This window comes from Winogradskyella bathintestinalis (assembly GCF_030407435.1).
In the GTDB taxonomy this organism is placed as follows: domain Bacteria; phylum Bacteroidota; class Bacteroidia; order Flavobacteriales; family Flavobacteriaceae; genus Winogradskyella; species Winogradskyella bathintestinalis.
Genome location: NZ_JASDDK010000001.1, coordinates 844,133 through 870,983 on the forward strand (window position 1 = coordinate 844,133; position 26,851 = coordinate 870,983).

Here is a 26,851-nt window from a genome sequence, read left to right on the forward strand (position 1 = left end):
TGAAGGTTAGTTATTATTTTGATAGTTTTTTTTGAGCGTCAATATTCAATACAGAATCATTTTGGATTATTGTGGGTTCAATAGGTTTTTTGGTGTGGTCAACAATAAGAATACCATTAGAAGTAACATCGACCACCTTTATTATTGTTCCTGTTTTTAATTCAGTAAAAGAATCGGTCAAAGCATCTAAAGTGCGCATTGTGCCTTGCACACTTACACTTACTTTTCCCATTCGAGATCTATCGGCACCAATGGTTAAATAGACTTCACCAACTGCATCGAGCGCATTTTTGTAATTTAACGTGCCACTATCCGAGAGTTTGCTAATAAAATAAAATAGTGCGGCCATTATTACCATCATTAATAAACCACTAATTACCGAAATAATTATAGTCATTGGTTTTGAGAGTCCTGCATCGAGACAAGCAATGCCACTCCAGCCAAAAATGGTAAAAAAACCAACGAGATTTTTAAAAGATATAAATTGAAATCCTGCTCCATCAGCATCAATATCGGAGTCGAGATCACCAATCTCATCTGCATCGCCACCTGTAAACGCCATAACCATCACTATTGTGAAAATTAGAGAGCCTATAATGGCAACTAACCAATACATTTTAGAAAGAAATTCTAAATTAGAGAACCATTCAGTCATAACGAGTAGATTATTAGTTGATAAATATACGACCATTGCAAGATTATTGCATCTTATTTTAAAAGTAATCAATTACAAAATCGGACCAAGCTGACATAATTAGTCACGTTTTTTTTTGATAAGCATTCATTAGATCTAATATCTAATTAAAGCATGTTAATTGTATTTGATGGTTATATAGTACGGTCATTTTTGTACTTATTTTTGCGAATTGTATTTGGGTAAAGGTTGACTTTCAATATATAAGTATCTGATGAAAGAATTTTGTTACAGAAAAATTAAGAATTATTTTGAGTAGAATCTTATGAGCTTCGCTCGGTAGCTTTAAAACAAAATCTATTTTCATATAACTAATCCTCAAGAGGACTGATCTCAATGCCTAATTATAGGATTATCCTCTTGAGGAAACTCTAGGGCTGTTTTCTAGATTTTAGTAAATAAATATTTTTTAGATAAACTTATAACGCAACCCAAACAAAACATTACTCGGTGGCATAGGTGTAAAACCAGATTCTATATAATCCGCGTTAAATATGTTACTTGCAGTTAAGGATAACTCAAGTGCTGCTAATCGAATTACAATAGACGCATCCCAAACATTATAGGTTTGTCCTGTAGTACGTTCAGCATATTTATACACTATATTTTGATTAATATTTTTGAATAATTTAGTGCTTAATCGCGTGGTATATTGGTGCTTCAACGTGTTTAAAGAATAGCGCGATAATTCTTCATTTTGATCTAATATGTTATCATCCAAATAAGCATAGCCAAACGCTAAGGTCTGATTAAAGTTATTCCACTTAAAATTATAGGCAGCATCAAACTCTAATCCTTTAGTGTTGACTTCTGCAATATTGCTGGCTGTAAAAATTTCTTCAACTGCATTTGGTCTTATATAATCAATTAAATTTTTAGCATCTCGATTAAAAACAGAAAGACTTGCGCTAATTTTTTGAGTGTTGTATTTGATCCCTATTTCTTGTGCAAACGCTTCTTCTGGCTCTAGATCTGAATTTCCGATAGATCTTGGGTCACTATAATATAAATCGGTATAAGTTGGAATTCTATAGGTGAATCCTATATTTCCATAGACTTTTAGATGGTTAGTAACATCAAAACCAATATCTAATCCAGGAAAGGCATTAAACTTAAAATCCGAATAATAAGTTACGGCAACTCCTGGCGTTATATCTAAACGCGTATCCAATAATTGAAATCTATGCTCTAAAAATAGCGTGGACATAAAGCGGTTGCGATTCCCTAGATTATTACTCCGTAAATAAACTTTAGATATGTCAATACCGAATCCTGTAACTCCTAATTTAGACGTATGAGAAACATTGGCTTCCGCCCCAATTTTATTTGAAATATGAAAGTTTCTAAAGAAATTAGGTTCAAACCTCTTTAAAAGAAATATATCTTGGTTACGCTTCCAATAAACACGCGGTTGAATTTTAAATTTCTGAGTCTGAAATTTGGTTGTAAATGCGAGTATACTATTTTGAGTTTCTTCGTATTCATTATAAGTTGGGTTGGTAGTGTAAAAATTTTCAGCTCCAAATTTTTTCTCGAAAAACGTGGCTATCATTTCTATAGGTTGGTCTTTTTTGTTAAAAATACTTTTCAAAAAATAGTTAGAATTGTCATAATCGGAATTATTTCGGTAGCCTTGAGACGTCATTTTGCCCGCATGAAGGATATGTGTTGAGTTTTCTAATTTAGACCCAACGGTTACAGAGCCGTTAAGTTGACCAAACGAGCCTGTTTCAATAGAGGCTGAAACAGCGCTATCTAAACGCGATTTTGTTACAATATTAATAGCACCTGTAAAGGCATTCTGTCCGAATACACGTGCTGCTGGACCTTTTATGATTTCAATGCGCTCAATTACTTCTAAAGGTAAGGCAGCATTCATAGTGTGATGTCCCGTTTGGGCGTCGTCCATTTTTATACCGTCAATTAATAAAAGTGTTTGGTCAAATCCGCCACCTCTAATAAATAAATCGGCTTGACTTCCACCTGTACCACGACGTCTAATATCAACTCCAGCGACTTGTTGAAGTAAATCGCTAACTGTTATAGCAGCACTATTTTTAATATCGGCAGAGGTGATGATATTTATGGTTCTCGAGTTTTCCTTGAAAGGTAAATCGATGCGTGTCGAGGTAATCAAAACCTCTTTTAATGCGTCCGTTTTAATACTGGGTTTTTGCTGAGCGTTCGCAGTAAAAATCGCCATGCATAGCAAGGTATATATGAAGTTAGTATTTTTCATTGAATTTAATTTGATAATGGTTATTGTAGTATGTTTAAATTTTAACGCTGCAAAAGTCGTAACTTTCCGGACGATTAAACTAGTCCAGTATTAAAACGATGAATAGTCCGGTTAATAATATTCTTAAACAGCTTATTAGGTTCGATAAAACCTTAGTGCAACCGGTTTACATTCAGGTATCGCAACAGGTTATAAATGCGATTCAGCGTGGTTATTTAGAAAAGGGAACTAAGTTACCTGGTACTCGTATTTTAAGTCAAATATTGAACGTTCATCGCAATACAGCCGTAGCTATTTATGATGAGTTGGCTACACAAGGTTGGGTAGACATTATTGCAAATAAGGGAACTTATGTATTGGTACCTGAGGCATCCACACCTAAGATTAGAGCCTCAATGCAACAGATAAATAAAGTTTATGCGTATCCAGAAGCAGTAGGATTTCCCTTTGAGCAGTCATTTCATTTGGCTTCAACGGCAGAAGAAACTACAGCAAAATATATTATAAACGATGGTAAGCCCGATTTGCGCTTGCATCCTGTTCATCAGTTTTCAAGGTGGTATAGTGCTGCCATGAAGCGTAAAGTTTTACTAAATAAGTGGAATAGGACTAGTGCTTTACGACCTTCAATTTTTAGTGCACAGCTTTGTAATTATTTGAATGCTACACGCGGATTTCATGTAAAACCTAGCAATTTAGTAAATACACGGAGTACAGAAATGAGTCTTTATATAGTGTCTCAGCTTTTAATAAAACAAAATGATTTAGTCTTAGTGGGGCAGTTGAGTAATTATGCGGCAAACATGATTTTTCAGCAAGCTGGCGCAACTATTAGAACAGTTCCTATAGATAACGAAGGTTTAAATGTAGATTACATAAAAAAGCATTTTATAAAAGGGAGTGTGCGATGCGTTTATATCTGTACTAATAGAGATTACCCAACAACCACAACTTTGAGCGCCAAACGTCGTTTACAATTATTGCAAATGGCAAAAACGTATGGATTTGCTATTATAGAAGATGATTACGATTATGATTTTCAGTTTGAAGGTTCAGCCATGTTACCTATGGCAAGTGCAGATGCTAATGGTTTAGTAATTTATTTAGGTAAATTGGGACAATCATTATTTCCAAGCTTTCACACAGGATTTGTAATTGCACCAGAAAATTTGATTTCTGAAGCCAAAAATTATTTACAGTTACTCGATAAACAAGGCGATTTAATACAAGAACAAATGCTTGCTGAACTTATCGCTGAAGGTGAAATATATCGTCTTAAGAAAAAGAATATTGTTACTTATAAACAGCGGCGAGATCATTTATGTTATTGTTTGAAGTATTATTTTGAAGGTATTTTGACGTGGGAAATCCCTACAGGTGGTCTGGCAATTTGGTTGCGTTTTAATAAGACAATTTCATTAATTAAATTGGCAGAAGAGGCCGAAGAATTAGATTTATTTTTACCTAAAACCATTTTATATCAGGATAGAAACACCTGTGCAATTCGTTTTGGTTTTGGACACTTAAACGACGAAGAAATTGAAATTGTGATTAAAAAAATGAAAAGCGCTTATGATAAGGTCATTTATTATTAACCGGAAACTCAGTATTGCAATCTTCACATTTGTATTGGTAGCGTGTGCTGAACGGTAAAGTTCCAGTAACAAAGCCAACTATAAAAGAAACCAAAGATTTTAAATCGTTGATGGTAGAATATAACTCTACGTGGCTGTTACCGCAATTTGGGCAAGTGATAGGATGGCCATCATTATCTAAGGAATATTGTTGAATAGATTTTAAAATAGCTTTTGCTTCATCTTCGTCTTTAGCTAATACCTTTAATTTTATGCCACCAATAGCATTACTTACTAAAGGGTCGGTGTCAATGGTAATATTGTCCTTCAAAAAAACTTGAATACCATCAAATTCTAATCGGCCTTTTATAATCTCGGCTTCCGAGGAATATTGGAATTGGGCTATAGTAACGAAGGTGTTTTGCATTTGGTAAAGATAACAAGGTTTTGGTGACCTATTAGATTTTTAAAACATACACAAGTTAAAAAAAACTATTCTATTGTTTCAGATGCTATTTTAGATTTCCATTCATCTTTGTTAACCCATTGAAAATTATTTGGAACAGTGGCATCTAATAAATCGATGTGTAATTGTTCTGAGAGTTCGTAACCTATGAGGAAGGCTTCTTTATAATCATTTTCCTCATACAATTCAAAATGTTTGTTTTGGTCGTACCAAAGATTCACTTCAAAAACATAATCTCCGTTTATGGTGGGTTGATGAAATACGGAAACATATTCGTAATTTTTAATGGTTTGCCATGATCCAAATTTTAAAGGACCTACATTAAAGGTTGGTCTAAACCGTGAATTTGTAATATCGATATGAATACTTTTTGTTAATGTAAACCCAATACCAGGAGCGATAAAAAGTATAGATGATTTAAGTTCATAAAGAAATACAATAAGTCCTTTTTCGGTAAAGGTTAGGTTATATAACCCCAAGATGAGAATCACCGTAGCTATAGTAAAAAATAGAGCAGCAATTGGAATTTGCCATATTGGTCTTGCGCTTTCTGAAATGATGATATTTGGTTTCACCTTTCAAATATAATATAAAGAATTTGAGAGCTAACAAATTCCTTAAACCCGAACATCTGTCAGTATTTAACTTCACCTAAAAAATCACTGTTGCTCATGAATATTATTGTTTATCGATAATTATTAATATATTTGTTATTGATAAACAATAATTTAATTGAAATATATTATGGAAACAGCTACTCGGTTAAGAAAATTTATTGATGTATTAATTGGGCTATTGTCGCTATCGTTATTGGTATCGGTATTTGTACTCTTTTACATTATTATTCAAAAGTCAACTATAATAATTGATATGCCAGAACGCTATCAATCAGTTGATTTATTCAGTTGGAAAACTTATATAATATTAGTATCCTTTGCTGTGGAATATATTTTATGCATTCTGGCCTTATTTTATATGCGAAGTGGCGTTAAAAAGTTAAGCCTTGGAAAATTTTTTACAACTGAAATTTCACAGTGTTTTTTAAAATCTGGTAAATTATTCGTCATTGTTGGATTAACTACCATTTTTCTTAGGTTTTTAGCAGACCTTATTTTGTTAGATAGAATTGGAATTATCATTGATTATACCAATATTTCATTGGTGTTTGTGTCCGTTGTTGGATTGTTCTTTATGCTATTTTCTAATGTTTTATATAAAGGTATTGAGCTTAAAAAAGATAACGACCTAACCATATAACCATGCCAATAATAGTCAACCTAGATATAATGTTAGCCAAACGCGGTATGAAAAGCAATGAGCTCGCACAAATCGTTGGTATTACAACGGCTAATCTTTCCATCTTAAAAACGGGAAAGGCAAAGGCGATTCGATTTTCAACCTTAGAAGCCATTTGTAAAGCTTTGGATTGTCAGCCTAGTGATATTTTGGAATATGTTGAAGACTAAATTTGCACATTATTACCAGACCTCACAAATATTTTAATCCTGTGAAGTCTGTCATCATCATCGTCGGCGATTGGGCAATAAAGGAGGCGGTTCACCATTAAAAGGATTCCAACGGCTAATGCTTTTAGCTTCCATACCCGCAGCACTCATAACGGCTCTGTCCCCATAACGTTCGCGCATTTTGTCCATAGCATTGCTGAGGTTGAGCTGCATTTCGTTATCCTCAAATAAATTTACTTGATGGCCACCTTCCACCAAATGGCTAAATTTTACACCAATCAATCGAACTAAAAGTCGGCGATGATATAGTTTTTTGAACAAATCCAATACCACAGGAATAATACTATGATCCATGGCACTATAAGGAATACGTTGCTGCTGTGTATACGTCTGAAAATCGGAATACCGAATTTTGAATGTCACACAAGCTGTTAATTTATGGCCACGACGCAATTGATACGCTAAGTTTTCTGCCATAGCAATAACCAAGCCTTTTAGTTTGGTAACATCTGTAGTATCTTGCCCAAAGGTGCGCTCGGTAGAAATAGATTTGCGTTCGTGGTATTGTACCACAGGCGAATTATCAATGCCGTGGGCTTTTTTCCAAATGACGAGTCCATTTTTGCCAAGCACTTTGTGCATCAATTCCATGGGCATTTCCTGTACCGTTTTGATGCGTTTAACGCCTAAATCACATAGGGCTTTATAAGTCACATTTCCAACCATAGGAATTTTTTTGACTGAAAGTGGCGCTAAAAATGGCTTTTCGGTACCAGAGCGTATTCGGATTTCATTATTGGGTTTGGCTTCGCCTGTGGCAATTTTTGAAACAGTTTTGTTTAATGATAATCCAAAGGAAATCGGCAAACCTGTTTCCCTAATAATTTTTTGACGTAATTCTGAAGCGAGTTTGTGGCAACCAAAAAACTTATCCATTCCTGTGAGATCCATGTAAAACTCATCAATCGAAGATTTTTCATAAAGTGGAACACTTTCCTTAATCACATCAGTGACGTCATTTGAAAATTTGGTATAAATACCAGAATTTCCTCTCAATACAATTGCTTCTGGGCACAACTGTTTTGCCATTCGCATGGGCATGGCAGAATGGATGCCAAAGGTTCGGGCTTCGTAACTGCAAGATGCCACAACACCTCTGTCGCTTGTGCCACCAATAAGTACAGGTTTGCCAATAAGGCGACTATCAAGCAAGCGTTCGCAAGACACAAAAAAGGTGTCTAAATCCATGTGTACGATGTTGCGGTTGTTGTTCATGCTTGTGTTTGGGGGAATTTGCGATAGGTACGGACAACTTGCGAGTTGTCTTATAACGCGATTACTTTTTTAAGATCTTGAAAACTTTTCTTTTTTTGAAATGTAGGATTTAAGGATTTTACCGAATAACGAGGATCTTCAATAATGGCAAGTCGTTCTAATTCTGAAACCTCGATAGTAACACAATTAAATTCTACCATCACTTTGCCTACAATTCTATAAATTCCTTTGCCTCTAAAAGGATATTTGGCAGCAATAGGAGGGAAGTGTACCGTGTCTATAAAATCACCATCACGATCTAAAAATGTTCCAAAATGCATTATTTTACCGTTAGCTGTTTTGGTGTTTTTTGTGGTAATTAAATAGCCTTCAATAACAATGCGTTTGTCTTCTAGTTTTTCGAGATGTCTAGCGCGTAAATTTCCTGTTGGTTTTGTGGTTAATAATAAAAACGGATTGCACAAAGCAAATCCTAAAAGTTCTATTTCATCAAAAGCATTTTCTAAGGCTGTACTTGGTAATTCGGGTGTGTTGTAGTTGATTTTTTCAGTTTTAAATAGATTAATGACGGGTTCTTGAATTATGGTTTTACTAATTTTTAAATGGGCTTCCCAAAGTAATTCACGTTTGTTTATTCCTGTAAATCGAAAGGCATTTATTTTAATTAAAATGGATAGTTGTTCAATAGAAATTGAAACTCGTTCTATAAAATCATCAAGCGATTGAAATATTCCATTTTTGTTACGCTCAGTAAGAATACGGTTGATGGTTTTAGATTCTAAAGATTGTAAAAACATAAAACCGAGATAGATTGTTTTTTTAAAAATGTTAGCTTCTACCGAAGACTTATTGATACAGGGTGCTTCAATACATCCGTTATGCATTCTGGCTTCGTGTACATAAAGCTCTGTGTTGTAAAACCCACCAAAATTATTAATGGTAGCTGTCATATATTCCAACGGATAGTACGCTTTTAAAAATAGGCTTTGGTAACTTTCTACAGCATACGAAGCAGAATGGCCTTTGGCAAAGGCGTAACCAGCAAAACTTTCTATTTGTCGCCAAACATCGGCAACTAAATCGTCAGACTTGCCATCTTTTTTACAATTATCAAAAAATTTTTGTTTCACTTTTAGAAATTCTTCTCGCGAACGAAACTTACCAGACATACCACGACGCAACATATCTGATTCGCCTAAATCTAAACCACCAAAATGATGCGCTACTTTAATAACGTCTTCTTGATAGACCATAACACCATAAGTTTCGGGCATAATTTGTGCAAGAACAGGATGTGCTTCTTTACGTTTCTCAGGATAACGGTAACGCAAAATATATTCGCGCATCATCCCGCTTTTGGCAACACCGGGTCTAATTACCGAACTCGCAGCTACCAATCCCAAATAATTATCTACTTGTAATTTTTTTAATAACATGCGCATTGCTGGTGATTCTACATAAAAGCAGCCAATCGCTTTAGCGTTTCTGAGAAGGTTTTTTATACGTTCATCTGTTTTAAAACGTTTAATATCATGAATATCAATTGGGGGTTGCTCTGTGTAATTATGGTCAATAATCTCTACGGCTTCTTTAATTTTTCCTAAACCGCGTTGACTCAAAATATCGAACTTATACAAACCAATATCTTCGGCGACTACCATATCAAACTGTGTAGTAGCAAAACCTTTGGGAGGCATAAACGTAGCACAGTAGGAATGAATGGGTTGCTCTGAAATTAAAATTCCACCTGCATGTATCCCTAAATAATTGGGAAATCCTTCGATATACTTTGCATATTTAATGACGAGTTGCGATAGATTATCGAGTTGATTATTATTGTATTTTCCTCTAGTTAGTAAATCCATTTCGGACTTTGGTAAACCAAAAACTTTTCCTAACTCGCGTACTGAAGCTCTAAATTTAAAGGTGTTATAAACCGCAATTAAGGAGGTATGCTTAAAGGTTTTAAAGATATAATTGGTAATGTCATCTCTATCTTTCCATGAAAAGTCGATATCAAAATCTGGAGGATTCTGTCGGAATAAGTTAATAAAACGTTCAAAATACAAATCGAGTTCAATGGGATCTACATCTGTAATTCGCAATAAATAAGCCACGATACTATTGGCGCCGCTACCACGACCAACGTAATAATAGTCTTTACTACGGGCGTATTCTAGAATTTTCCAGTTGATAAGAAAATAAGAAACAAAATCTTTCTGTTTAATAATTATGAGTTCTTTTTCAATACGATCATATACATTTTTTTGAATGTCAGAGCCATAGCGATAAGAAATACCATCATAGGTTAATTTTTCTAGTAATTTATAATCAGAACTTTCATTTTCTGTCAGGCATTTTTGGTTTTTTGGTGTTATGTTTTCAAAATCGAAATCAATAGTGCAATGTTTTAAAAGTTGTTTGGTATTATGGATAAGGTTTGGAAATTCTGCGTAAGTTTCACATAGTGTATCATAAGACAGCATCATATCAGTAGCCTTTCCTTCTTCTGACTTAGGAAGTTTACTTAATAATGTATTGTTAGCAATAGCACGCAACAAACGATGTGTATTGTACCCCTTTTTATTCTGAAAAGAGACCGTTTTTAATATTACTAATTTATGCTTGAATTGATTCCACTTTGAAAATTTTAATTGGTTAAGATCTTGAGGTGTAATGCCTAAAAATTCATTAGATTTTAATTCGAAATGTTTGTTTTTTTGATAGGGATATATAATAAAACAATCGTCTATAACTTCGTGTGGCTTGTCTGGTATTTGTAATTCTTGATGATGAAGAAATCGAGATAAATAGTTGTTAATGTTCTGAAATCCTTGATTGTTCTTTGCAATGAGAATAAATTGTTGCTGTGCACCATTTCTAAAATCTACACCAAGTACAGATTTTATTTTATATGTTTTGGATAAGCGCATTATATCCATGCAGGCAGAGGTGCTGTTAATATCAGTCAGTGCAAGGGTTTGTACTCCATTTTCTGAGGCGATAGCGAGCAGTTGTTCTGGCTTTATAGTGCCATAACGAAGACTATAGTAAGTGTGACAGTTTAAATACATAATAGACTAATATTAACGTTTTCTTTTTTTGAAAAAAATTTCCGTTTTAAGTATTAAACCTCGAAACTAAACTTGCGCTTTTTTTAAATATGAAATTGCGATATTTAAATGTTATATTAAAAAACTTCATAACATTATAAAAGCTCAAATTTTGGAGTCTAAGACAAAACTTAAAATGAAATCGATAGCAAAAAATTAGATGGTAAAATTAGCTACTATATGTAGTTTGTGTTGCTTTTATTTGTAGCAATTTGAAAATAAATATGAAATATAATAGAAAGTAGCGGTTTTATTATTTTGAAGGATTATGGTTAAATTAATAAGAAAATTTATTAATAATAGCTATTAAGCCCTGTTTTTATGGGTTAGAATAATTTAATTAGAAAATAAATTTAGCATAATAAAACATCCGTTCTATTAAAACCAAAAGCCAAGATTAAAATACCAATAGTCATCACCAGTTTCTGGAGAATACGAATACTTGGCTTCTAAAGGTCCTAAAAATGTTTCTAACGAGTAGCCAATAGCATAACCGCTATAATCGGGTGAAGAGAAAAATTGACCAGATTCAAAAAGACCATCATCTATATTGGCAATATTAGCTGCTAATATGATGTGGTGTTTTTTAAAAATCTCATAATCTAAAGTAAATGTCGCTTTTACAAAACTATCTCCTATTAAGGCTAAATAATCGTAGCCGTAAAACGAATAAAAATTATTGATATAATTTGCTCCATAACCGCCAATACCAAAGCCTAAAGCATTTGTAGACTTATCTCCTATTTTAAAACCACCACTAGCCTCTGTTTTTAGGGCCAATTTATCGCTAAAACTAAAAGCATAACCCAAATCTGCTTTGGCAATAGAAAACTCTTTAAAGTTTTTATTAAACCCCGAAGCACTTAGATACAAATGAAAATCTCCATTAAAATAGAATCCGTTTTTAGGAAAGTATGAATTATCATAATCGTCGAATTTTAAATTACCGAATACACTTAAATAATCAGTGTTTTCAAAAACTATTTTATCTTCTTGATTATCATCAATAATAGTTTCTGAGGTTATTTTAAGATGCTTATGCTCAGCACCAATTCGTAAAGCAAAATCTTTTCTAAAAATGGTTTGCAAGTATAACTGATTAGTAAAATCTGAAATTTTTGCATCAATTTTATTTATACCCATCGTCAATGGGGAGCCTTCCTCTAAAGCCAATACAGGACTTACATTTTTATTAAACTGATTATAGCGCGATTTTACACCAATACTAATATAAAAACCTTTGTCTATAAAATAATCGAAATTATAGCGGGTGTTATCTCCTAAGATTATATCTAACGAGGTAATATCATTATTAAATAATAATTTTTTTTGAGTAATATTGGCGAGAATGGCACTTTTGTAAAGCTCATCATAATGAAGCCCAAGTCTTAAAAATGTTGAGGTTCTGGTCTCCGTAATGTTGCCTAACAAATTATATTCAAATTCATTTTCTGTATTTTCTAAATAATATCTAAACGTATCAAAATTATTGGTGGCAATAAGGTTGTTTATTCCACGTCTAAAATCGGAATAGCTTATTTTTTTATCTCCTTTTAATTTTAGTTTTCCAATAAGATAAGATCTGGTGTAGCGTTGATTTCCCTCTATATTAACCTCATTAATTTTAAGACTGTCCAGAATTTTAACTTCCGATCGTTCTTTATATTTAGGCTGTTTTTGTTTAATGTCTAATAATTTAGACAATTGAGTTCTGGCTGCCGCGGCTCCATTAGCAATAATATTTTCGCCCTCATCAAAAGATATTACTGAAAAATCGGTAATATCTGGTTTAATGTAAATATCGGTTAATTCCGCTTTGCTTTTCATGGCATCGATGGTGCGGAAATTATTAATTTGTAATAAGATATCTGGAGCAGATTTTAATGACTCACGGTCTCTTAATGCGTCTTGAACATCTACACCAATAATAATGTCTATACCTTTGGCTCGTAATTCTTCAACCGGAAAATTATTAGTTACTCCACCATCAATAAAAATATTTCCATCAATACCCACGGGTTGAAATAATGAAGGCAGAGCACCGCTAGCCGTAACAGCTTCTGCTAATTTACCTTTTTCAAGAAGTACCGATTCGCCCGTTTCTATATTGGTAGTCATACAAAAGAAAGGAATAGGAAGCTGGCTAAAATCATTAGTACCATTTACTGGTTGTAATAATTGGTACAATAAATTGTATACATTTTGACCGCGTGATAATGCCGATGGTAAGGAGATTCTAAACTTATCGAAAGGTAAGGTTACTGCGTATTTTTCGGTATTTTCCCGTTCATAGAAAGGTTTAGATTGTCTTGGAAAATTATCATTTATTAACTCATCAAAATCCTGGATTTTAAAAATTTGCTCAAGTTGTTTTCCCGAATATCCTGAGGCATATAAAGAGCCAATAATTGCTCCCATACTTGTGCCAGCAACATAATCTATCTTTAAACCTAAACTATCTATAACTTTTAAAACCCCAATATGAGCAAAACCTTTAGCGCCGCCTCCACTTAAAACTAAACCAACTTTAGGTTGCTTATGTGCTGTAGAATCTTGAGCCTTTACTGGTAAAAGACTAAAGAGCAATAAGATTAATATGAGACTTTTTATTTTCATTTTATCTATTTGTCAGGTTTCAATTTTCGCTCACTTCAACAACTATGAATTCTCAATGAATATTTTAAACCTTCGAGTGTTCCAATTCTGAAAATAAGTTTAGTATACTTTTTTTAATTTGATAAAAATTTTTATTTACTCTTTATGATAATAATTATAGACTTTATTTGCTCTAGAAACACCAACAACCGCTTCGAGTTCATCTAACTTTGCATTGGCAATACGTTTAACCGTCTTAAATCGTTTCATTAAATCTATAATGGTTTGCTCGCCAACTCCCGGAATATTCTCCAATTCCGTAGTTAATGCACTTTTACTTCTTTTGTTTCGATGATGTTCTATACCAAAACGATGCGCCTCATTTCGTAATTGTTGTATGATTTTAAGGGTCTCACTTTTTTTATTTAAATATAAGGGAATTGGATCATCTGGATAAAACAATTCTTCTAAACGTTTTGCAATTCCGATTATTGCAATTTCATTTCGTAACCCTAAAATATCTAAACTTTTTAAGGCCGAGGATAATTGTCCTTTTCCTCCATCGATAATAATGAGCTGTGGTAAAGGCTCATCTTCTTCCACTAAACGTTTGTAGCGTCTGTAAACCACTTCTTCCATGGATGCAAAATCATCGGGACCTTCAACCGTTTTAATGTTGAAATGACGGTAATCCTTTTTACTTGGTTTTCCGTTTTTAAAAACAACACAAGCTGCCACCGGATGTGTTCCTTGTATATTTGAGTTATCAAAACATTCGATATGTCTCGGTTCTTCAGACAACCGTAGATCGGCTTTCATCTGTGCCATAACTCTGTTGGCATGACGATCTGGGTCTACAATTTTTATTTGTTTTAATTTATCCATTCTAAAATACTTGGCATTGCGAATAGATAAGTCGAGAATGCTTTTTTTATCGCCAAGCTTAGGTATAGTAACTTTGATGTCGTCTCCCAAATTTACTTTAAAAGGTACATAAACTTCTTTTGAATTAGAATTGAACCGTTGTCTAATTTCAATGATAGCCAATTCTAATAATTCAACATCAGATTCTTGCAGTTTCTTTTTTAATTCTAACGTATGTGACCTAATTATTGAACCATAACTTAGTTGTAAGAAATTAACGTAAGCATAACTTTCATCACTTACTATAGAAAATACATCTACATTACTAATTTTAGGATTTACAATGGTCGATTTGGCTTGGTAGTTTTCTAGAACTTCTAATTTTTCTTTTATTTTTTGAGCGTCTTCAAACTGCATCGCTTCAGCATGGCGCTTCATTTGTATTTTGAATTGTTGTAATGAATCCTTAAAATTGCCTTTCAGAATTTCCCTAATAGCTATAATATTGGCTTGGTATTCTTCCTCAGATTCATAACCTTCACAAGGGCCTTTGCAGTTTCCTAAATGATATTCTAGGCAGACTTTATATTTTCCAGCTTCAATTTTAGCTTCAGATAAATCGTAATTACACGTGCGTAATTGGTATAATCCTTTTATTAAACCTAACAGCGTTTTTACGGTTTTCATGCTTGTATAAGGTCCAAAATATTCTGAGCCATCCTTTATAATGCGTCTGGTTGGAAATACGCGTGGAAAACGTTCTTTCTTAATACAAATCCATGGATAAGATTTATCGTCTTTTAATAAAACGTTGTACTTTGGTTTGTACTTTTTAATAAGGTTGTTTTCTAGTAATAAAGCATCGTTTTCGGTGTCTACAACGATGTGTTTTACCGATGCGATATTTTTTACCAAAACACGTGTTTTGCCGTAGTCATGGTGTTTATTAAAGTAACTGCTTACACGTTTTTTAATATTTTTAGCTTTACCAACATAGATTAATCGCTCGTCTGTATCAAAATATTGATACACACCAGGTTGGTGCGGCAAGGTTTTTATCTGAATGTCTAAAGTCGATTCTGGCATATAATCAAAGGTAAATAAAAGTTATAATTTAAAAGTTACATGTGCTTAAAGTTATTGAGCTCAATATTTAACCTTTTACAGATTAACGCGCTGATAGCTTTTGAATTATTGATGTTATACTGTACAATAGTTATGAGATAATTTTAAAACGTAAACGATTAATTTTTTAACGACCCGAAAAAGTAGTTATGAGTTCGTTATCTTGCGCCTCTTTTTATATATTGAATTTATGACAAAAAAAATCTTAGGTCGTATTGATAAGGTCAATTTTCCCGATTTGCAACTTAATAATATTGATGTAAAAATGGATACGGGAGCTTACACTTCTGCCATACACTGTTCTAAAATAAGAGAAGTGAATGGTAAACTTCATTGTATCTTTGAAAGTAAAGGACATCCTAATTTTAAAAGTGAAGAAATAATTTTCGATTCTTACACTTATACAGATGTAAAGAGTAGTAACGGACATAGGGAAAATCGCTACAAAATTAAATCAACCGTTGTATTCTTTGGTAAAACCTATAAGATTAACTTAACTTTAAGCACTAGAGACGATATGAAGTTTCCTGTACTAATTGGTCGCCAATTTTTGAAAAACAAATTTATGGTCGATGTCGATTTGCAAAACCAATCCTTTAAACAAACAATAATTAAATGAACATAGTAATTCTTTCACGAAATCCTGAGCTTTATTCCACAACACGTCTTGTTGAAGAAGCTGAAAACAGAGGACATTCCGTTGAAATCATAGATCCTTTAAAATGTGATATTATCATTGAGAAGGAAAAACCAACAATTTATTATAAAAATAGATATTTGGATTATGTTGATGCCATTATTCCCAGAATTGGGGCATCCATAACATTTTACGGCTGTGCTGTGGTTAGACAATTTGAAGAAATGGGAGTCTTTACCATTGCGCCATCTGATGCTATTACACGTTCTAGAGATAAGTTAAGAAGTTTACAACGCTTAAGTAAAGCAGGAATTGGAATGCCTAAAACCGTATTTACCAATTATTCTAGAGACGTAGAAGAAGTGATAGAGTATGTAGGTGGTACACCAGTAATTATAAAATTGCTAGAAGGTACACAAGGCCTTGGTGTTGTTTTGGCTGAAACTAAAAATGCAGCGGAATCGGTGTTAGAAGCTTTTAATGGTTTGCAAGCCAGAGTGATTGTGCAAGAATTTATTAAAGAGGCCAAAGGAGCAGATTTAAGAGCTTTAGTGGTAGATGGCCAGGTGGTCGGAGCCATGAAACGCCAAGGGAAAGAAGGAGAATTTCGTTCTAATTTGCATCGTGGTGGTTCTGCTAATATTATAAAATTAGACCAAGACGAACTTAAATTAGCTATGAATGCAGCTAAGGTATTAAAACTACCTGTTTGTGGTGTAGATATGCTACAATCATCTCGTGGGCCATTATTATTAGAAGTAAATTCTACCCCAGGATTGGAAGGTATTGAAGGAGCCACTGGCAAAAATATAGCCAAAGCTATTATTACGTTTATAGAACGTAGCAGAAAGTAGTTTTACGAATCACAATGTAGTACAGATAAGCAACCACTTGTATGTGTTATAGCGTAATAAACATGAGCCATTAACATGATTAAAAAAGATATACTGCACATACTAGGCAAAGAAGTGGCATTAGGTGAAAGTGCCCAAGTCAGTTTTAATGTGGCAAAACTACATACACAGAATACCATTGATGTTCCGGTTATTATTGAACGTTCAAAAAAACCGGGACCTATTGTTTTAATTACTGCAGGGATTCATGGAGATGAGGTTAATGGTGTAGAAATCGTACGGCAGATAATTTCAAAAGGAATTAACAAACCAAAACGTGGGACTATTATTTGTATTCCTGTTATTAATGTGTTTGGATTTATCCATATGGATCGCGAATTTCCAGATGGTCGTGATCTTAATCGTATGTTTCCGGGGATAAGAGGAGGTTCTCTCGCAAGTAGAGTCGCTTTTAAATTAGTGACCGAAATTTTACCACATGCCGATTTAGTTTTAGATTTTCATACTGGCGGAGCAGATCGTTTTAATGCAGCTCAGGTTCGTATTATTAAAGGTGAAAAAACATTAAATGAATTGGCTAAAGTCTTTGGAGCGCCGTTTATTTTTTATTCTAAAAATCTCAAAAAATCATTTAGGAATACCTGCCATAAATTAGGAATTCCTATACTTTTATTTGAAGGAGGAAAATCGTTTAATATTGATAATACAGTGACTAATACTGGGGTAAACGGTGTAAAACGTGTTTTGCATCATCTCGAAATGTTAAACCGAAAATTTAAAGTATCTAACCCTAAAAAATCTTGTATTTATATTAAAGATAGTAAGTGGGTTAGAGCGAAATATTCTGGAATGTTTAAAGCAACAGTCAGTATTAATTCTGAAGTTAAAAAGGGAGATGATATCGGGAATATAACCGATCCTTATGGTAGTTTTAATCATTTTGTAAAGGCACCAAATGATGGTTATATTTTTAATATTAATGAGTCGCCAATTATCTATCAAGGAGATGCAATATTTCATATTTCTACAAAGTTCGAATCATGACAAAGAAAGAAATACGACTTAAATATAAAACTTTAAGACAATCGCTTTCCGAGTCTCAAATAGACGACTATAGTCTTGCCATTGCGAATCAATTATTGCGATTAGACATCTGGTCTAAATCCTTTTACCATATTTTTTTAACTATTGAAGAACATAAGGAAATTAATACGGACTACATCTTAAATATCCTTTCAGGAAAGGATAAAAATATAATTATATCTAAAAGTAATTTTGAAGATTTTTCAATGAATCATTATCTGTTAACGGATAATACAAGGATTAAAAAAAACAGCTATAATATTCCAGAACCTGTGGATGGTATTGAAATTTCTTCTTCTCAGTTAGAAGTGGTTTTTATTCCATTGTTAGTGTTTGACAAATTTGGGCATAGAGTAGGTTATGGCAAAGGGTTTTATGATCGTTTTTTAGCCAATTGTAAACCCGAGACCTTAAAAATTGGATTATCTTTTTTCGAAGCTGAACAAGAGGTTTTAGAAATTGAAGAAAATGATGTTAGTTTGGATTACTGTGTGACTCCGAATCAGATCTATCGGTTTTAGAAGTTTCATGAAATGCTTTCTTATTAAACATTATCAATATCCCAATACCAGAACTAATAGCCATATCTGCGACATTAAAAACAGGGTCGAAAAACGAAAAATGCTTCCCACCGATAAGAGGCAGTTGTTCAGGTAAAATACCATTCCAAATTGGAAAATGAAGCATATCCACAACGTTGCCATGAAATATACTATCATAACCACCACCTTCTGGTAAAAATGTAGCGACCTGCATTACACTATCACTAAATAAAATACCATAAAATACAGAATCTATAATATTGCCCAACGCACCAGCAAAGATTATAGAAATAGCAAAGATTAGGATTTTAGACTTCTTCTTTTTCGTCACATCAACTAACCAAAAAGCGATTCCTGTAACGGCTATAATTCTAAATAAGGTTAAAATAAGTTTAGCGGTACGGTCTGAGATTAACGTGGTAAAATCGCTTAGTTTGGTTCCCCAAGCCATTCCGTTATTCTCAATAAATGCAATATGAAACCATGAAAACACCTTGATATCTTCGCCCAAGTGAAAATGGGTTTTAATATAAATTTTACTGATTTGGTCTATCAGTAGAATTGTGATGATGAGTATGGAGGCTTTTTTTAGGGACATGATACTTCCCACGAAAGTGGAAATCTCTTTTAGTTTGGGCAAAAATAGACGTTTAATTCGGCTTTACAACTGTTATATCACCATTTATAGATCTCAATTTCCAAATAGAATTTATGTTAGAAAATTCATCTAAGATAATTTTCCCATGATTAGATTTTGCTTCAGTTGTAGCATTTTTGGTTACAACGTCAATGTTTCCATCGATAGTATTTACAACGGCAGATTCTACTTCACCCTCAACATTACAAGATCCTTGCAACAATTCTATATAAAGCGACTTATAATTACCTTGTAAATCTACAGAGCCAATATCGCTGAGAATATTTAGGGAACGTTGTTCAGGTATTTCGAGTTGTAGAGTAGCAGCAATAACTTTGTGCGCATTTCGCTTATCGTCAGGGATTTCGGTTAAGGGTAAATGTTCTAAACTTAAATTGAGAGTTTGGTTGTCTTCGTTTATACTGATCTGAAAGTTATTTTGATATTCGCCATCTAACGATGAAGTTACCTTAATTTTATCTGTTTTTGATGTTGAAACGGATATATTAAAAATTTGATTACCATTTATGGAAATGGTCGTAATATGTTGAGCAGATAATTGCTTTTGAACTTTGTTTTGGGAAAAACATATGGAGGAACAGATAATAAATGTGGAGAATAGAAAAGACCTCATAGACTTTAAAAATCTGTGAGGTCTGGTCATTGTATTCATACAAAGTGAGAAATTCATTATCTTTTACTTTGTTGATTATTTTTTTGATCACTTTTATGAGATCCCTTTTTTCAAAGAAATTTTACTGCATATTTTTAGCTTCAATACTCAAAGTGGCATGTGGTACTAATTTTAAACGGTCCTTATTTATCAGTTTTCCTGTAACGCGGCAAACACCGTAAGTTTTGTTTTCAATACGAATCAATGCATTCTTTAAATCGCGAATAAATTTTTCTTGACGAATCGCTAATGCCGAGTTAGATTCTTTGCTATTCACAGCACTACCTTCGTCAAATGCCTTAAATGTTGGTGCTGTGTCTTCGGTACCATTGTCGTGGTCGTTCATATATGCACTTTTTATAAGTTCTAAATCGTGCTCAGCTTTTTTAATCTTTTCTTTAACAATAGATTTAAACTCCTCTAAATCTTTATCCGAATATCTATTTTTGGTTTCTGTTGCCATAATTTTATTAATGTTTTTTTATAAACAATTTGGTATTTACATCATCAAAAGTGATTTCTATACCATCGCTTAAGTTGTCTAAAATTTTTAAATCTTCTGTTAAGGTTTCTGATTTAATATACGCTTCATTTGAAGAAACAGCTTCTACAATCTGATCGTGTTTTTGAAGTTGTACGTCAATTCTGTCAGTAACCTCGAATCCTGAATCTTTACGTAAATTCTGAATACGATTTACAAGCTCTCTTGCCACTCCTTCTTTACGTAAATCATCATTGATGGTAACATCTAAAGCTACTGTTAGTGCACCTTCGTTTGCTACAAGCCATCCTTCTATATCTTGCGATGTAATCTCTACATCTTCCATTCCTAAGGTAATGCTTTTTCCATTAATTTGTAAATCTAATTGCCCTTTTTGTTCAATAGTTTTAATATCATTTGCATTCAAATCCTTTATGGCATTGGCAATCAGCTTCATGTCTTTTCCAAATCTTGGGCCTAACGTCTTAAAATTTGGCTTAATCTGTTTTACCAATATGTCCGAAGCATCCTGTAAAAGTTCAATTTCCTTGATATTTACTTCATGTTTAATCAACTCTGAAACCGCTTCAATTTCTTCCTTTTGTTGTTGATTATCAACAGGAATCATGATTTTTTGCAAGGGTTGACGCACTTTAATCTTCTCCTTAGCTCTTAATGATAATACTAATGAAGAAATGGTTTGTGCATTTTCCATTTTACGCTCTAAAATTTTATCGATAGCAGATTTGTCGACCGTTGGAAAATCAGCCAAATGTACACTTTCAAAATTTTCTTTCTTCGTCACTGCATTCAAATCCAAATACAAACGATCCATAAAGAAAGGAGCAATTGGCGCGCCTAATTTTGCAATGGTTTTCATACAAGTATAAAGCGTTTGATATGCCGAAATTTTATCGGCTTGGTAGTCGCCTTTCCAAAATCGTCTTCGACTTAGGCGTACGTACCAATTACTTAAATAATCTTGTGTGAAGTCTGAAATTACTCGTGCGGCTTTGGTTGGCTCGTAATCGGCATAATAATCATCGACCTTTTGGATTAAAGTATTCAATTCAGAAAGAATCCAACGATCAATTTCTGGTCGTTCTTCTAAAGGAATATCGGCTTCGCTATAATCGAAACCGTCTATATTTGTATATAGCGTGAAGAATGAATAGGTGTTATAAAGCGTGCCGAAAAACTTACGACTAACCTCTGCAATACCTTCGCTATCAAATTTTAAATTATCCCAAGGATTGGCATTGCTAATCATATACCAACGTGTGGCATCTGCTCCGTATTTAGATAAGGTTTCAAAAGGGTCAACAGCATTGCCTAAACGTTTAGACATCTTTTGTCCGTTTTTATCTAAAACCAAACCGTTTGATACGACGTTCTTATACGCCACATCATCAAAAATCATGGTTGCAATAGCATGAAGTGTATAGAACCAACCACGGGTTTGATCTACACCCTCCGCAATAAAATCGGCCTTTCTCCAGGTTTCATCAACCTTTTCCTTGTTTTCAAAAGGATAATGCCATTGTGCATAAGGCATAGAACCAGAATCGAACCATACGTCTATTAAATCGCTTTCGCGTTTCATAGGTTGTCCTGATGCCGAAACTAATGCAATTTTATCCACTACATTTTTATGTAAATCAATAGTGTTGTAATTGTCTTCAGACATATTTCCAACTTCAAATTCAGCAAAAATATCTTCAGACATTATACCTGCTTTAACAGACTTTGCCATTTCCTCTTTGAGTTCGGCAACAGAACCAATACAAATTTGTTCTTTTCCGTCTTCGGTTCTCCAAATAGGTAATGGAATACCCCAAAATCGTGATCGCGATAAATTCCAGTCGTTTGCATTTGCTAACCAATTACCAAAACGACCTTCTCCAGTTGATTTTGGTTTCCAATTTATGGTGGTGTTTAACTCGTGCATTCTACCTTTTACATCGGTTATTTTTATAAACCAAGAATCTAAAGGATAGTATAAAATAGGTTTGTCAGTTCTCCAACAATTTGGGTAACTGTGCTTATATTTTTCGACCTTAAAGGCCTTATTTTCATTTTTTAATTTTAGCGCTAAGCGTTCATCAACACTTAAATATGCTTTAAGATTTGAAATAACAGATTTTAAATTTTCTTTTTGTTTTTCAAATTCAGCCGTTAATTCATCGTCATTTAAATACTCGGCTTTTACGTATTCTCCTGCTAAACCGTAAATGTCATCTTTTATTTCTTTTCTAAAACGGCCCTGTAAATCTACTAACGGTACTAAATTATCATTCTCATCTTTTACCAAAAGTGGTGGCACTTCTGGGGATGCTTGTTTGGCAACCATGGCATCATCTGCTCCAAAGGTAGGAGAGGTGTGTACAATTCCGGTTCCATCTTCAACAGTGACGAAATCCCCTGAAATGATTCTAAACGCATTTTCAGGATTATCGTTTGGTAAAGCGTAGGGTAATAATTGCTCGTAGGTAATACCGACTAAATCTTTGCCAACAAAATCTTTAACTACAAAATAAGGAATCTTTTTATCTCCAACTTTGTATTCAATTAATTCTGGTTTCGTTTCAACACGTTTAAATTTTCCATCGAATTGTTTATTGACTAAATTCTTAGCCAAAACTACATTCATTGGTGCAAAGGTGTATTGGTTATAAGTTTCAACCAAAACATATTCAATTTTTGGTCCTACGGTTAGTGCTGTATTACTTGGAAGCGTCCAAGGTGTTGTTGTCCAGGCTAAAAAGAATATGTCACCTTCATTTTGAAGGAAATCTGGCAACGAATTTGCATTGGCTTTGAACTGTGCTACAACAGTAGTGTCTGTAACATCTTGGTACGTTCCGGGTTGATTTAACTCATGAGAACTTAATCCAGTTCCCGCTTTAGGAGAATAAGGTTGAATGGTGTAACCTTTATAAATTAAATCTTTGTCATAGATTTGTTTGAGCAACCACCAAACCGTTTCCATGTATTTAGATTTATAGGTAATGTAAGGATTGTCCATATCTACCCAATAACCCATTTTTTGTGTGAGGTCATTCCAAATATCGGTATAACGCATTACTGCTTTTTTACAAGCTTCGTTGTATTCTTCGACCGAAATTTTAGTACCAATATCCTCTTTTGTTATACCGAGCTCTTTTTCCACGCCAAGTTCAATTGGTAAACCATGAGTATCCCAACCTGCTTTTCGTTTTACCTGAAAACCTTTCATGGTCTTATAGCGAGGAAAAATATCTTTAATAGCACGTGCTAATACGTGGTGTACCCCAGGTAAGCCGTTTGCTGAAGGTGGACCTTCAAAAAAAACAAAAGGTGGTTTTCCTTCTCTTGTAGTGATACTCTTATCGAAGATATGGTTAGCTTCCCAGTAGTTGCTGATGTCCTCAGCAACGTTTGGTAAGTTAAGTCCTTTGTATTCAGGGAACTTTGTGCTCATTATTCTGTTTTATTTTCGAGCAGCGAAAATAATGATTTTTAAGGAAAAATGAGATGGCTTTTGCTAAAAAAGGAAAGTGTAAGCAATTGGCGGTTACTTGTTGAAATTGTTGGTGGGGAAATGCCAATAATGGCAAGAAATAACATGAAAATCATTGATTATCACATAGGGACTTAAGATTACGAGTTTTTAAAATTTATATGGTCTGAATAAAAAATGATTGGTATTTTTTAAACCAAAAACCCAACCAAATCCTCGATTTTTGAAATTAGTTGAATCTTAATACCCGTATTCTTTAACCCAATTTTATTGTATTTAGAAACGAAAATGGTAGAAAAGCCTAATTTTTCAGCTTCCAAAATACGTTGTTCAACACGTTGTACTGGTCTTATTTCGCCAGACAAACCAACTTCTGCAGCAAAACAATAGTTACTTTCTAAAGCGACATCTTCGTTCGATGATAAAATTGCAGCAACAACGGCTAAATCTATGGCAGGATCGTCAACAGTGATACCTCCTGTAATATTTAAAAACACGTCTTTTGCGCCTAGCCGGAAACCTGCACGTTTTTCTAAAACGGCTAATAGCATATTGAGTCGCTTGGCATTAAAACCTGTAGCTGAACGTTGTGGAGTTCCATAAACGGCTGTACTTACTAAGGCTTGCACTTCAATCATTAAGGGACGTAGACCTTCAAGAGTTGCGGCTACTGCATTACCAGATAATTCGCCATCTTTTTCAGAAATTAGTATTTCGGATGGATTAGATACTTCTCGTAAGCCCGATCCTTGCATTTCGTAAATACCAAGTTCGTTAGTTGAACCGAAACGGTTTTTATTAGCTCTCAGAATTCTGAATACATGGTTTCTATCTCCTTCAAATTGAAGAACCGTATCGACCATGTGTTCTAAAATTTTTGGACCAGCAATATGGCCATCTTTAGTGATATGTCCAATTAAAAGAACAGGAGTAGCTGTTTCTTTAGCAAATTTAATAAGTTCAGTGGTACATTCTTTTATTTGGGAAATACTGCCTGCCGACGATTCTATAAAATCACTATGTAACGTTTGAATTGAATCTATAATTACGATATCAGGTTCTAAAGCTTCAATCTGCTTGAAAATATTTTGAGTTTTCGTTTCGGTTAAAATGTAACAATTATTGCTACTCGGATTAATGCGTTCTGCACGCATTTTAATTTGTTTTTGACTTTCTTCCCCGGAAACGTATAAGGTTTTGTATTGTAATTTTAATGCAATTTGAAGTAAAAGTGTACTCTTTCCAATGCCAGGCTCTCCGCCTAATAAGGTGAGAGATCCATGGACCATTCCTCCACCAAGAACACGATTAAATTCACTATCTTGTAGATTTAAGCGCGCTTCTTGAGAGGTGTCGATATCGTTAATCAGCAAAGGCTTGGAGGTCCGTTTTGTAGTTGAGGTTGGTGTTTTCCAATCACTCTTTTCGGGTTTCTGAATTACTTCTTCTGCTATAGTGTTCCATGCTTTACAAGATGTGCATTGTCCTTGCCATTTGGCATATTGACTACCACAATTCTGACAAAAAAAAGTTGTTTTTACTTTAGCCATATTTATTTTTCGTAATTCCGAAATTTCGGAAGAGAGTTCTTCAATTAAAATATGGTAAAATTAAGACAAATTTAGTTGATGTCCTTAAACCAATTAACAATTGCTAAAACTTTTAAAGTGGCTAATTTTGAAGGCCAATTAGAAAACAAATATGCCTTTGACTTAATGAATAGTGATTCAAAAAAATAGTCTGTAGATAATCTAAGTCTTTTATTCGTTTTCATTATCGTCCTCCTCTTCTAATTCTTCTAAATCTTCATCATCGACATCAACTAAGGATACGGCTAGTTCTTCAATTTTAGTAGCGATATAATCCTTATCTATATTAAGCGCGTCATTTAGTACCAATGCCGATTCGTAAAGTTTCTTTGCCTTTTTAGTTTTACCTAATTGTTCGGCAGATTGCGCTAAATAGTAAGTGCCAAGTAAGGTTTCAGGATGAATTTTATTAGCAAGTTTACCTAATTTATAAAGCGATTCGAAGTCTTCACGTTGCTCCGCTACTTTGGCTACTTTTTCTAATTCTTCTTCACTGATTTCTTGCTTAATTCCGAATAATTTTTCGATGCGCTTATATCTGTCAGTTAAAAATTGGTCTAGAGTACCTTCATAAGGCAATACTTTTTCTTCAAGTTCTTTCTCTCTTAATGGGTTGTAAATATTAAAAATTTTATCGAAGGATCTTGAAATTGCACCAGTAACTAAGGTGTAATGTGTATCGTTTTCAAAATCATCAAAATAATACGTTAAATTCTGATTTTTTACTGCGGCAATTTGAGTGTCTGTTGAAATGATACTCTCTCTAATAGCCGGAATATCTTTTTCCGCAGTTGCCAAATAATAAAATATATCGTCTTTATAAAGTGCTAAACGTTTTGAAATAAAATTGTTTAGAGACCCTACAAAATCTGGACTTATGCACACATAGGCCTGAAATACCAAATTCTCTTTATACAAATAAGAATTAATAAAATTACCCATGCGATCATGGCCTACAGCGACTCTAAATTTACTGGTGTTGTAATTTTTATCTATGTATGGTAGAAGTTCATCTGAAACAAAATCGTGAAATCTAAGTCCAGATTCTGTGGGTAGACCAGTAGCTGGGTCAAAATAAGCATCATAAAATCGATTTTCACCTTGCATAATGCCAACAACAATAGAACTTGGCATATCATCGAAATAAGTTTGAAAATCTACTTGACCGGCTACAGGTTCAAATAAATAATCACCATCAAATACAATAATGACAGGATATTTCTCGTCGGCTTTTGGGTCGTAGTCTTTCGGTAACTTAATTTTTAATTTTCGTTCTGAATTAAGACGTGACGAAGCAATTTCTTTATAAAATACTTGCGCAGAAGAGGAGACATAAACAAGAATCGCAAGAGCAACTAAAATAGTTTTTCTCATAATAAAGTAGGTTTAGGTTTGGGAGTCCAAACTTACTAAATTATCGTCAAATTGTCAATTTTTTTCGATGA

21 protein-coding genes are annotated in these 26,851 nt (G+C 33.7%); 7 read left to right on the top strand and 14 right to left on the bottom strand.

Annotated elements, in window-relative coordinates; translation table 11 throughout:
* Positions 1 to 13 precede the first annotated feature (13 nt).
* Both QMA06_RS03500 and QMA06_RS03505 read right to left on the bottom strand, forming a co-directional pair.
* Positions 14 to 655, bottom strand: a complete 642-nt coding sequence (locus QMA06_RS03500; RefSeq protein WP_290205466.1) for a hypothetical protein — start codon at positions 653 to 655, stop codon at positions 14 to 16.
* 448 nt (positions 656 to 1,103) lie between these two features.
* Entirely contained in the window at positions 1,104 to 2,933 is a 1,830-nt protein-coding gene (locus QMA06_RS03505; RefSeq protein ID WP_290205467.1) for a TonB-dependent receptor plug domain-containing protein, read from the bottom strand.
* A gap of 98 nt (positions 2,934 to 3,031) precedes the next feature.
* Between QMA06_RS03505 and QMA06_RS03510 the strand changes: the two genes are divergently transcribed.
* Positions 3,032 to 4,528, top strand: a complete 1,497-nt coding sequence (locus QMA06_RS03510; RefSeq protein WP_290205468.1) for an aminotransferase-like domain-containing protein — start codon at positions 3,032 to 3,034, stop codon at positions 4,526 to 4,528.
* On the opposite strand, the gene QMA06_RS03515 is transcribed toward QMA06_RS03510, so the two are convergent.
* Together QMA06_RS03515 and QMA06_RS03520 are read right to left on the bottom strand one after the other, a co-directional pair.
* Complete coding sequence (locus tag QMA06_RS03515) at positions 4,515 to 4,934, bottom strand: putative signal transducing protein (protein ID WP_290205469.1); 420 nt, start codon at positions 4,932 to 4,934, stop codon at positions 4,515 to 4,517. The two genes, QMA06_RS03510 and QMA06_RS03515, sit on opposite strands and share 14 nt — an antisense overlap.
* Before the next feature lie 65 nt (positions 4,935 to 4,999).
* Positions 5,000 to 5,548 carry a hypothetical protein gene (locus QMA06_RS03520; protein WP_290205470.1) on the bottom strand — a complete coding sequence of 183 codons (549 nt, stop codon included), beginning with the start codon at positions 5,546 to 5,548 and terminating at the stop codon, positions 5,000 to 5,002.
* Positions 5,549 to 5,717: 169 nt separating this feature from the next.
* Between QMA06_RS03520 and QMA06_RS03525 the strand changes: the two genes are divergently transcribed.
* Positions 5,718 to 6,230, top strand: a complete 513-nt coding sequence (locus tag QMA06_RS03525) for a DUF2975 domain-containing protein (RefSeq protein WP_290205471.1) — start codon at positions 5,718 to 5,720, stop codon at positions 6,228 to 6,230.
* 2 nt (positions 6,231 to 6,232) lie between these two features.
* Positions 6,233 to 6,439, top strand: coding sequence for a helix-turn-helix domain-containing protein (locus QMA06_RS03530; RefSeq protein WP_290205472.1), 207 nt, complete (start codon positions 6,233 to 6,235; stop codon positions 6,437 to 6,439).
* 57 nt (positions 6,440 to 6,496) lie between these two features.
* Here QMA06_RS03530 and dinB read toward each other — a convergent pair whose 3' ends face one another.
* From dinB to uvrC, 4 genes are all read right to left on the bottom strand, one after another.
* Entirely contained in the window at positions 6,497 to 7,714 is a 1,218-nt protein-coding gene (gene dinB, locus QMA06_RS03535; protein ID WP_290205473.1) for a DNA polymerase IV, read from the bottom strand.
* Between the two features lie 50 nt (positions 7,715 to 7,764).
* Positions 7,765 to 10,788, bottom strand: coding sequence for a DNA polymerase III subunit alpha (locus QMA06_RS03540; RefSeq protein ID WP_290205474.1), 3,024 nt, complete (start codon positions 10,786 to 10,788; stop codon positions 7,765 to 7,767).
* Between the two features lie 417 nt (positions 10,789 to 11,205).
* Positions 11,206 to 13,443 carry a patatin-like phospholipase family protein gene (locus QMA06_RS03545; RefSeq protein WP_290205475.1) on the bottom strand — a complete coding sequence of 746 codons (2,238 nt, stop codon included), beginning with the start codon at positions 13,441 to 13,443 and terminating at the stop codon, positions 11,206 to 11,208.
* A gap of 135 nt (positions 13,444 to 13,578) precedes the next feature.
* A complete protein-coding gene (gene uvrC, locus QMA06_RS03550; protein WP_290205476.1) occupies positions 13,579 to 15,372 on the bottom strand; it encodes an excinuclease ABC subunit UvrC in 1,794 nt (597 codons plus the stop codon).
* 229 nt (positions 15,373 to 15,601) lie between these two features.
* On the opposite strand from uvrC, the gene QMA06_RS03555 reads away from it, so the two are divergent.
* The 4 genes from QMA06_RS03555 (at position 15,602) to QMA06_RS03570 (ending at position 18,506) form a co-directional block, all read left to right on the top strand.
* A complete protein-coding gene (locus QMA06_RS03555) occupies positions 15,602 to 16,030 on the top strand; it encodes an ATP-dependent zinc protease family protein (RefSeq protein WP_290205477.1) in 429 nt (142 codons plus the stop codon).
* Positions 16,027 to 16,902, top strand: coding sequence for a 30S ribosomal protein S6--L-glutamate ligase (gene rimK / locus QMA06_RS03560; protein ID WP_290205478.1), 876 nt, complete (start codon positions 16,027 to 16,029; stop codon positions 16,900 to 16,902). Before QMA06_RS03555 ends, rimK begins: the two co-directional genes overlap by 4 nt.
* 75 nt (positions 16,903 to 16,977) lie before the next feature.
* Positions 16,978 to 17,946: a succinylglutamate desuccinylase/aspartoacylase family protein gene (locus QMA06_RS03565; RefSeq protein ID WP_290205479.1), complete on the top strand. Its 969-nt coding sequence runs from the start codon at positions 16,978 to 16,980 to the stop codon at positions 17,944 to 17,946.
* The gene (locus QMA06_RS03570) at positions 17,943 to 18,506 is read left to right on the top strand and encodes a 5-formyltetrahydrofolate cyclo-ligase (RefSeq protein WP_290205480.1); all 564 of its coding nucleotides are present in this window, start codon (positions 17,943 to 17,945) and stop codon (positions 18,504 to 18,506) included. The genes QMA06_RS03565 and QMA06_RS03570 overlap by 4 nt, the downstream gene beginning before the upstream one ends.
* On the opposite strand, the gene QMA06_RS03575 is transcribed toward QMA06_RS03570, so the two are convergent.
* From QMA06_RS03575 to QMA06_RS03600, 6 genes are all read right to left on the bottom strand, one after another.
* A complete protein-coding gene (locus tag QMA06_RS03575) occupies positions 18,460 to 19,125 on the bottom strand; it encodes a lipoprotein signal peptidase (RefSeq protein WP_290205763.1) in 666 nt (221 codons plus the stop codon). The genes QMA06_RS03570 and QMA06_RS03575 overlap by 47 nt on opposite strands.
* Positions 19,126 to 19,177: 52 nt before the next feature.
* Entirely contained in the window at positions 19,178 to 19,798 is a 621-nt protein-coding gene (locus QMA06_RS03580; protein WP_290205481.1) for a hypothetical protein, read from the bottom strand.
* A gap of 121 nt (positions 19,799 to 19,919) precedes the next feature.
* Positions 19,920 to 20,300 (bottom strand): TraR/DksA family transcriptional regulator, encoded by a 381-nt coding sequence (locus QMA06_RS03585; protein WP_290205482.1) that lies wholly within the window; start codon positions 20,298 to 20,300, stop codon positions 19,920 to 19,922.
* A gap of 7 nt (positions 20,301 to 20,307) precedes the next feature.
* Complete coding sequence (gene ileS / locus QMA06_RS03590) at positions 20,308 to 23,778, bottom strand: isoleucine--tRNA ligase (RefSeq protein WP_290205483.1); 3,471 nt, start codon at positions 23,776 to 23,778, stop codon at positions 20,308 to 20,310.
* Between the two features lie 230 nt (positions 23,779 to 24,008).
* The gene (gene radA, locus QMA06_RS03595; protein ID WP_290205484.1) at positions 24,009 to 25,367 is read right to left on the bottom strand and encodes a DNA repair protein RadA; all 1,359 of its coding nucleotides are present in this window, start codon (positions 25,365 to 25,367) and stop codon (positions 24,009 to 24,011) included.
* A 210-nt stretch (positions 25,368 to 25,577) separates the two neighbouring features.
* A complete protein-coding gene (locus QMA06_RS03600; RefSeq protein WP_290205485.1) occupies positions 25,578 to 26,780 on the bottom strand; it encodes an alpha/beta hydrolase in 1,203 nt (400 codons plus the stop codon).
* Between the last annotated feature and the right edge of the window lie 71 nt (positions 26,781 to 26,851).

Excerpts from the sequence above, each read along its gene's own strand:
- QMA06_RS03500 (WP_290205466.1), bottom strand. The coding sequence starts at position 655 with ATGACTGAATGGTTCTCTAATTTAGAATTTCTTTCTAAAATGTATTGG.
- QMA06_RS03505 (WP_290205467.1), bottom strand. The coding sequence starts at position 2,933 with ATGAAAAATACTAACTTCATATATACCTTGCTATGCATGGCGATTTTT.
- QMA06_RS03510 (WP_290205468.1), top strand. The coding sequence starts at position 3,032 with ATGAATAGTCCGGTTAATAATATTCTTAAACAGCTTATTAGGTTCGAT.
- QMA06_RS03515 (WP_290205469.1), bottom strand. The coding sequence starts at position 4,934 with ATGCAAAACACCTTCGTTACTATAGCCCAATTCCAATATTCCTCGGAA.
- QMA06_RS03525 (WP_290205471.1), top strand. The coding sequence starts at position 5,718 with ATGGAAACAGCTACTCGGTTAAGAAAATTTATTGATGTATTAATTGGG.
- QMA06_RS03530 (WP_290205472.1), top strand. The coding sequence starts at position 6,233 with ATGCCAATAATAGTCAACCTAGATATAATGTTAGCCAAACGCGGTATG.
- dinB (WP_290205473.1), bottom strand. The coding sequence starts at position 7,714 with ATGAACAACAACCGCAACATCGTACACATGGATTTAGACACCTTTTTT.
- QMA06_RS03540 (WP_290205474.1), bottom strand. The coding sequence starts at position 10,788 with ATGTATTTAAACTGTCACACTTACTATAGTCTTCGTTATGGCACTATA.
- QMA06_RS03545 (WP_290205475.1), bottom strand. The coding sequence starts at position 13,443 with ATGAAAATAAAAAGTCTCATATTAATCTTATTGCTCTTTAGTCTTTTA.
- uvrC (WP_290205476.1), bottom strand. The coding sequence starts at position 15,372 with ATGCCAGAATCGACTTTAGACATTCAGATAAAAACCTTGCCGCACCAA.
- QMA06_RS03555 (WP_290205477.1), top strand. The coding sequence starts at position 15,602 with ATGACAAAAAAAATCTTAGGTCGTATTGATAAGGTCAATTTTCCCGAT.
- rimK (WP_290205478.1), top strand. The coding sequence starts at position 16,027 with ATGAACATAGTAATTCTTTCACGAAATCCTGAGCTTTATTCCACAACA.
- QMA06_RS03565 (WP_290205479.1), top strand. The coding sequence starts at position 16,978 with ATGATTAAAAAAGATATACTGCACATACTAGGCAAAGAAGTGGCATTA.
- QMA06_RS03570 (WP_290205480.1), top strand. The coding sequence starts at position 17,943 with ATGACAAAGAAAGAAATACGACTTAAATATAAAACTTTAAGACAATCG.
- QMA06_RS03575 (WP_290205763.1), bottom strand. The coding sequence starts at position 19,125 with ATGTCCCTAAAAAAAGCCTCCATACTCATCATCACAATTCTACTGATA.
- QMA06_RS03580 (WP_290205481.1), bottom strand. The coding sequence starts at position 19,798 with ATGAGGTCTTTTCTATTCTCCACATTTATTATCTGTTCCTCCATATGT.
- QMA06_RS03585 (WP_290205482.1), bottom strand. The coding sequence starts at position 20,300 with ATGGCAACAGAAACCAAAAATAGATATTCGGATAAAGATTTAGAGGAG.
- ileS (WP_290205483.1), bottom strand. The coding sequence starts at position 23,778 with ATGAGCACAAAGTTCCCTGAATACAAAGGACTTAACTTACCAAACGTT.
- radA (WP_290205484.1), bottom strand. The coding sequence starts at position 25,367 with ATGGCTAAAGTAAAAACAACTTTTTTTTGTCAGAATTGTGGTAGTCAA.
- QMA06_RS03600 (WP_290205485.1), bottom strand. The coding sequence starts at position 26,780 with ATGAGAAAAACTATTTTAGTTGCTCTTGCGATTCTTGTTTATGTCTCC.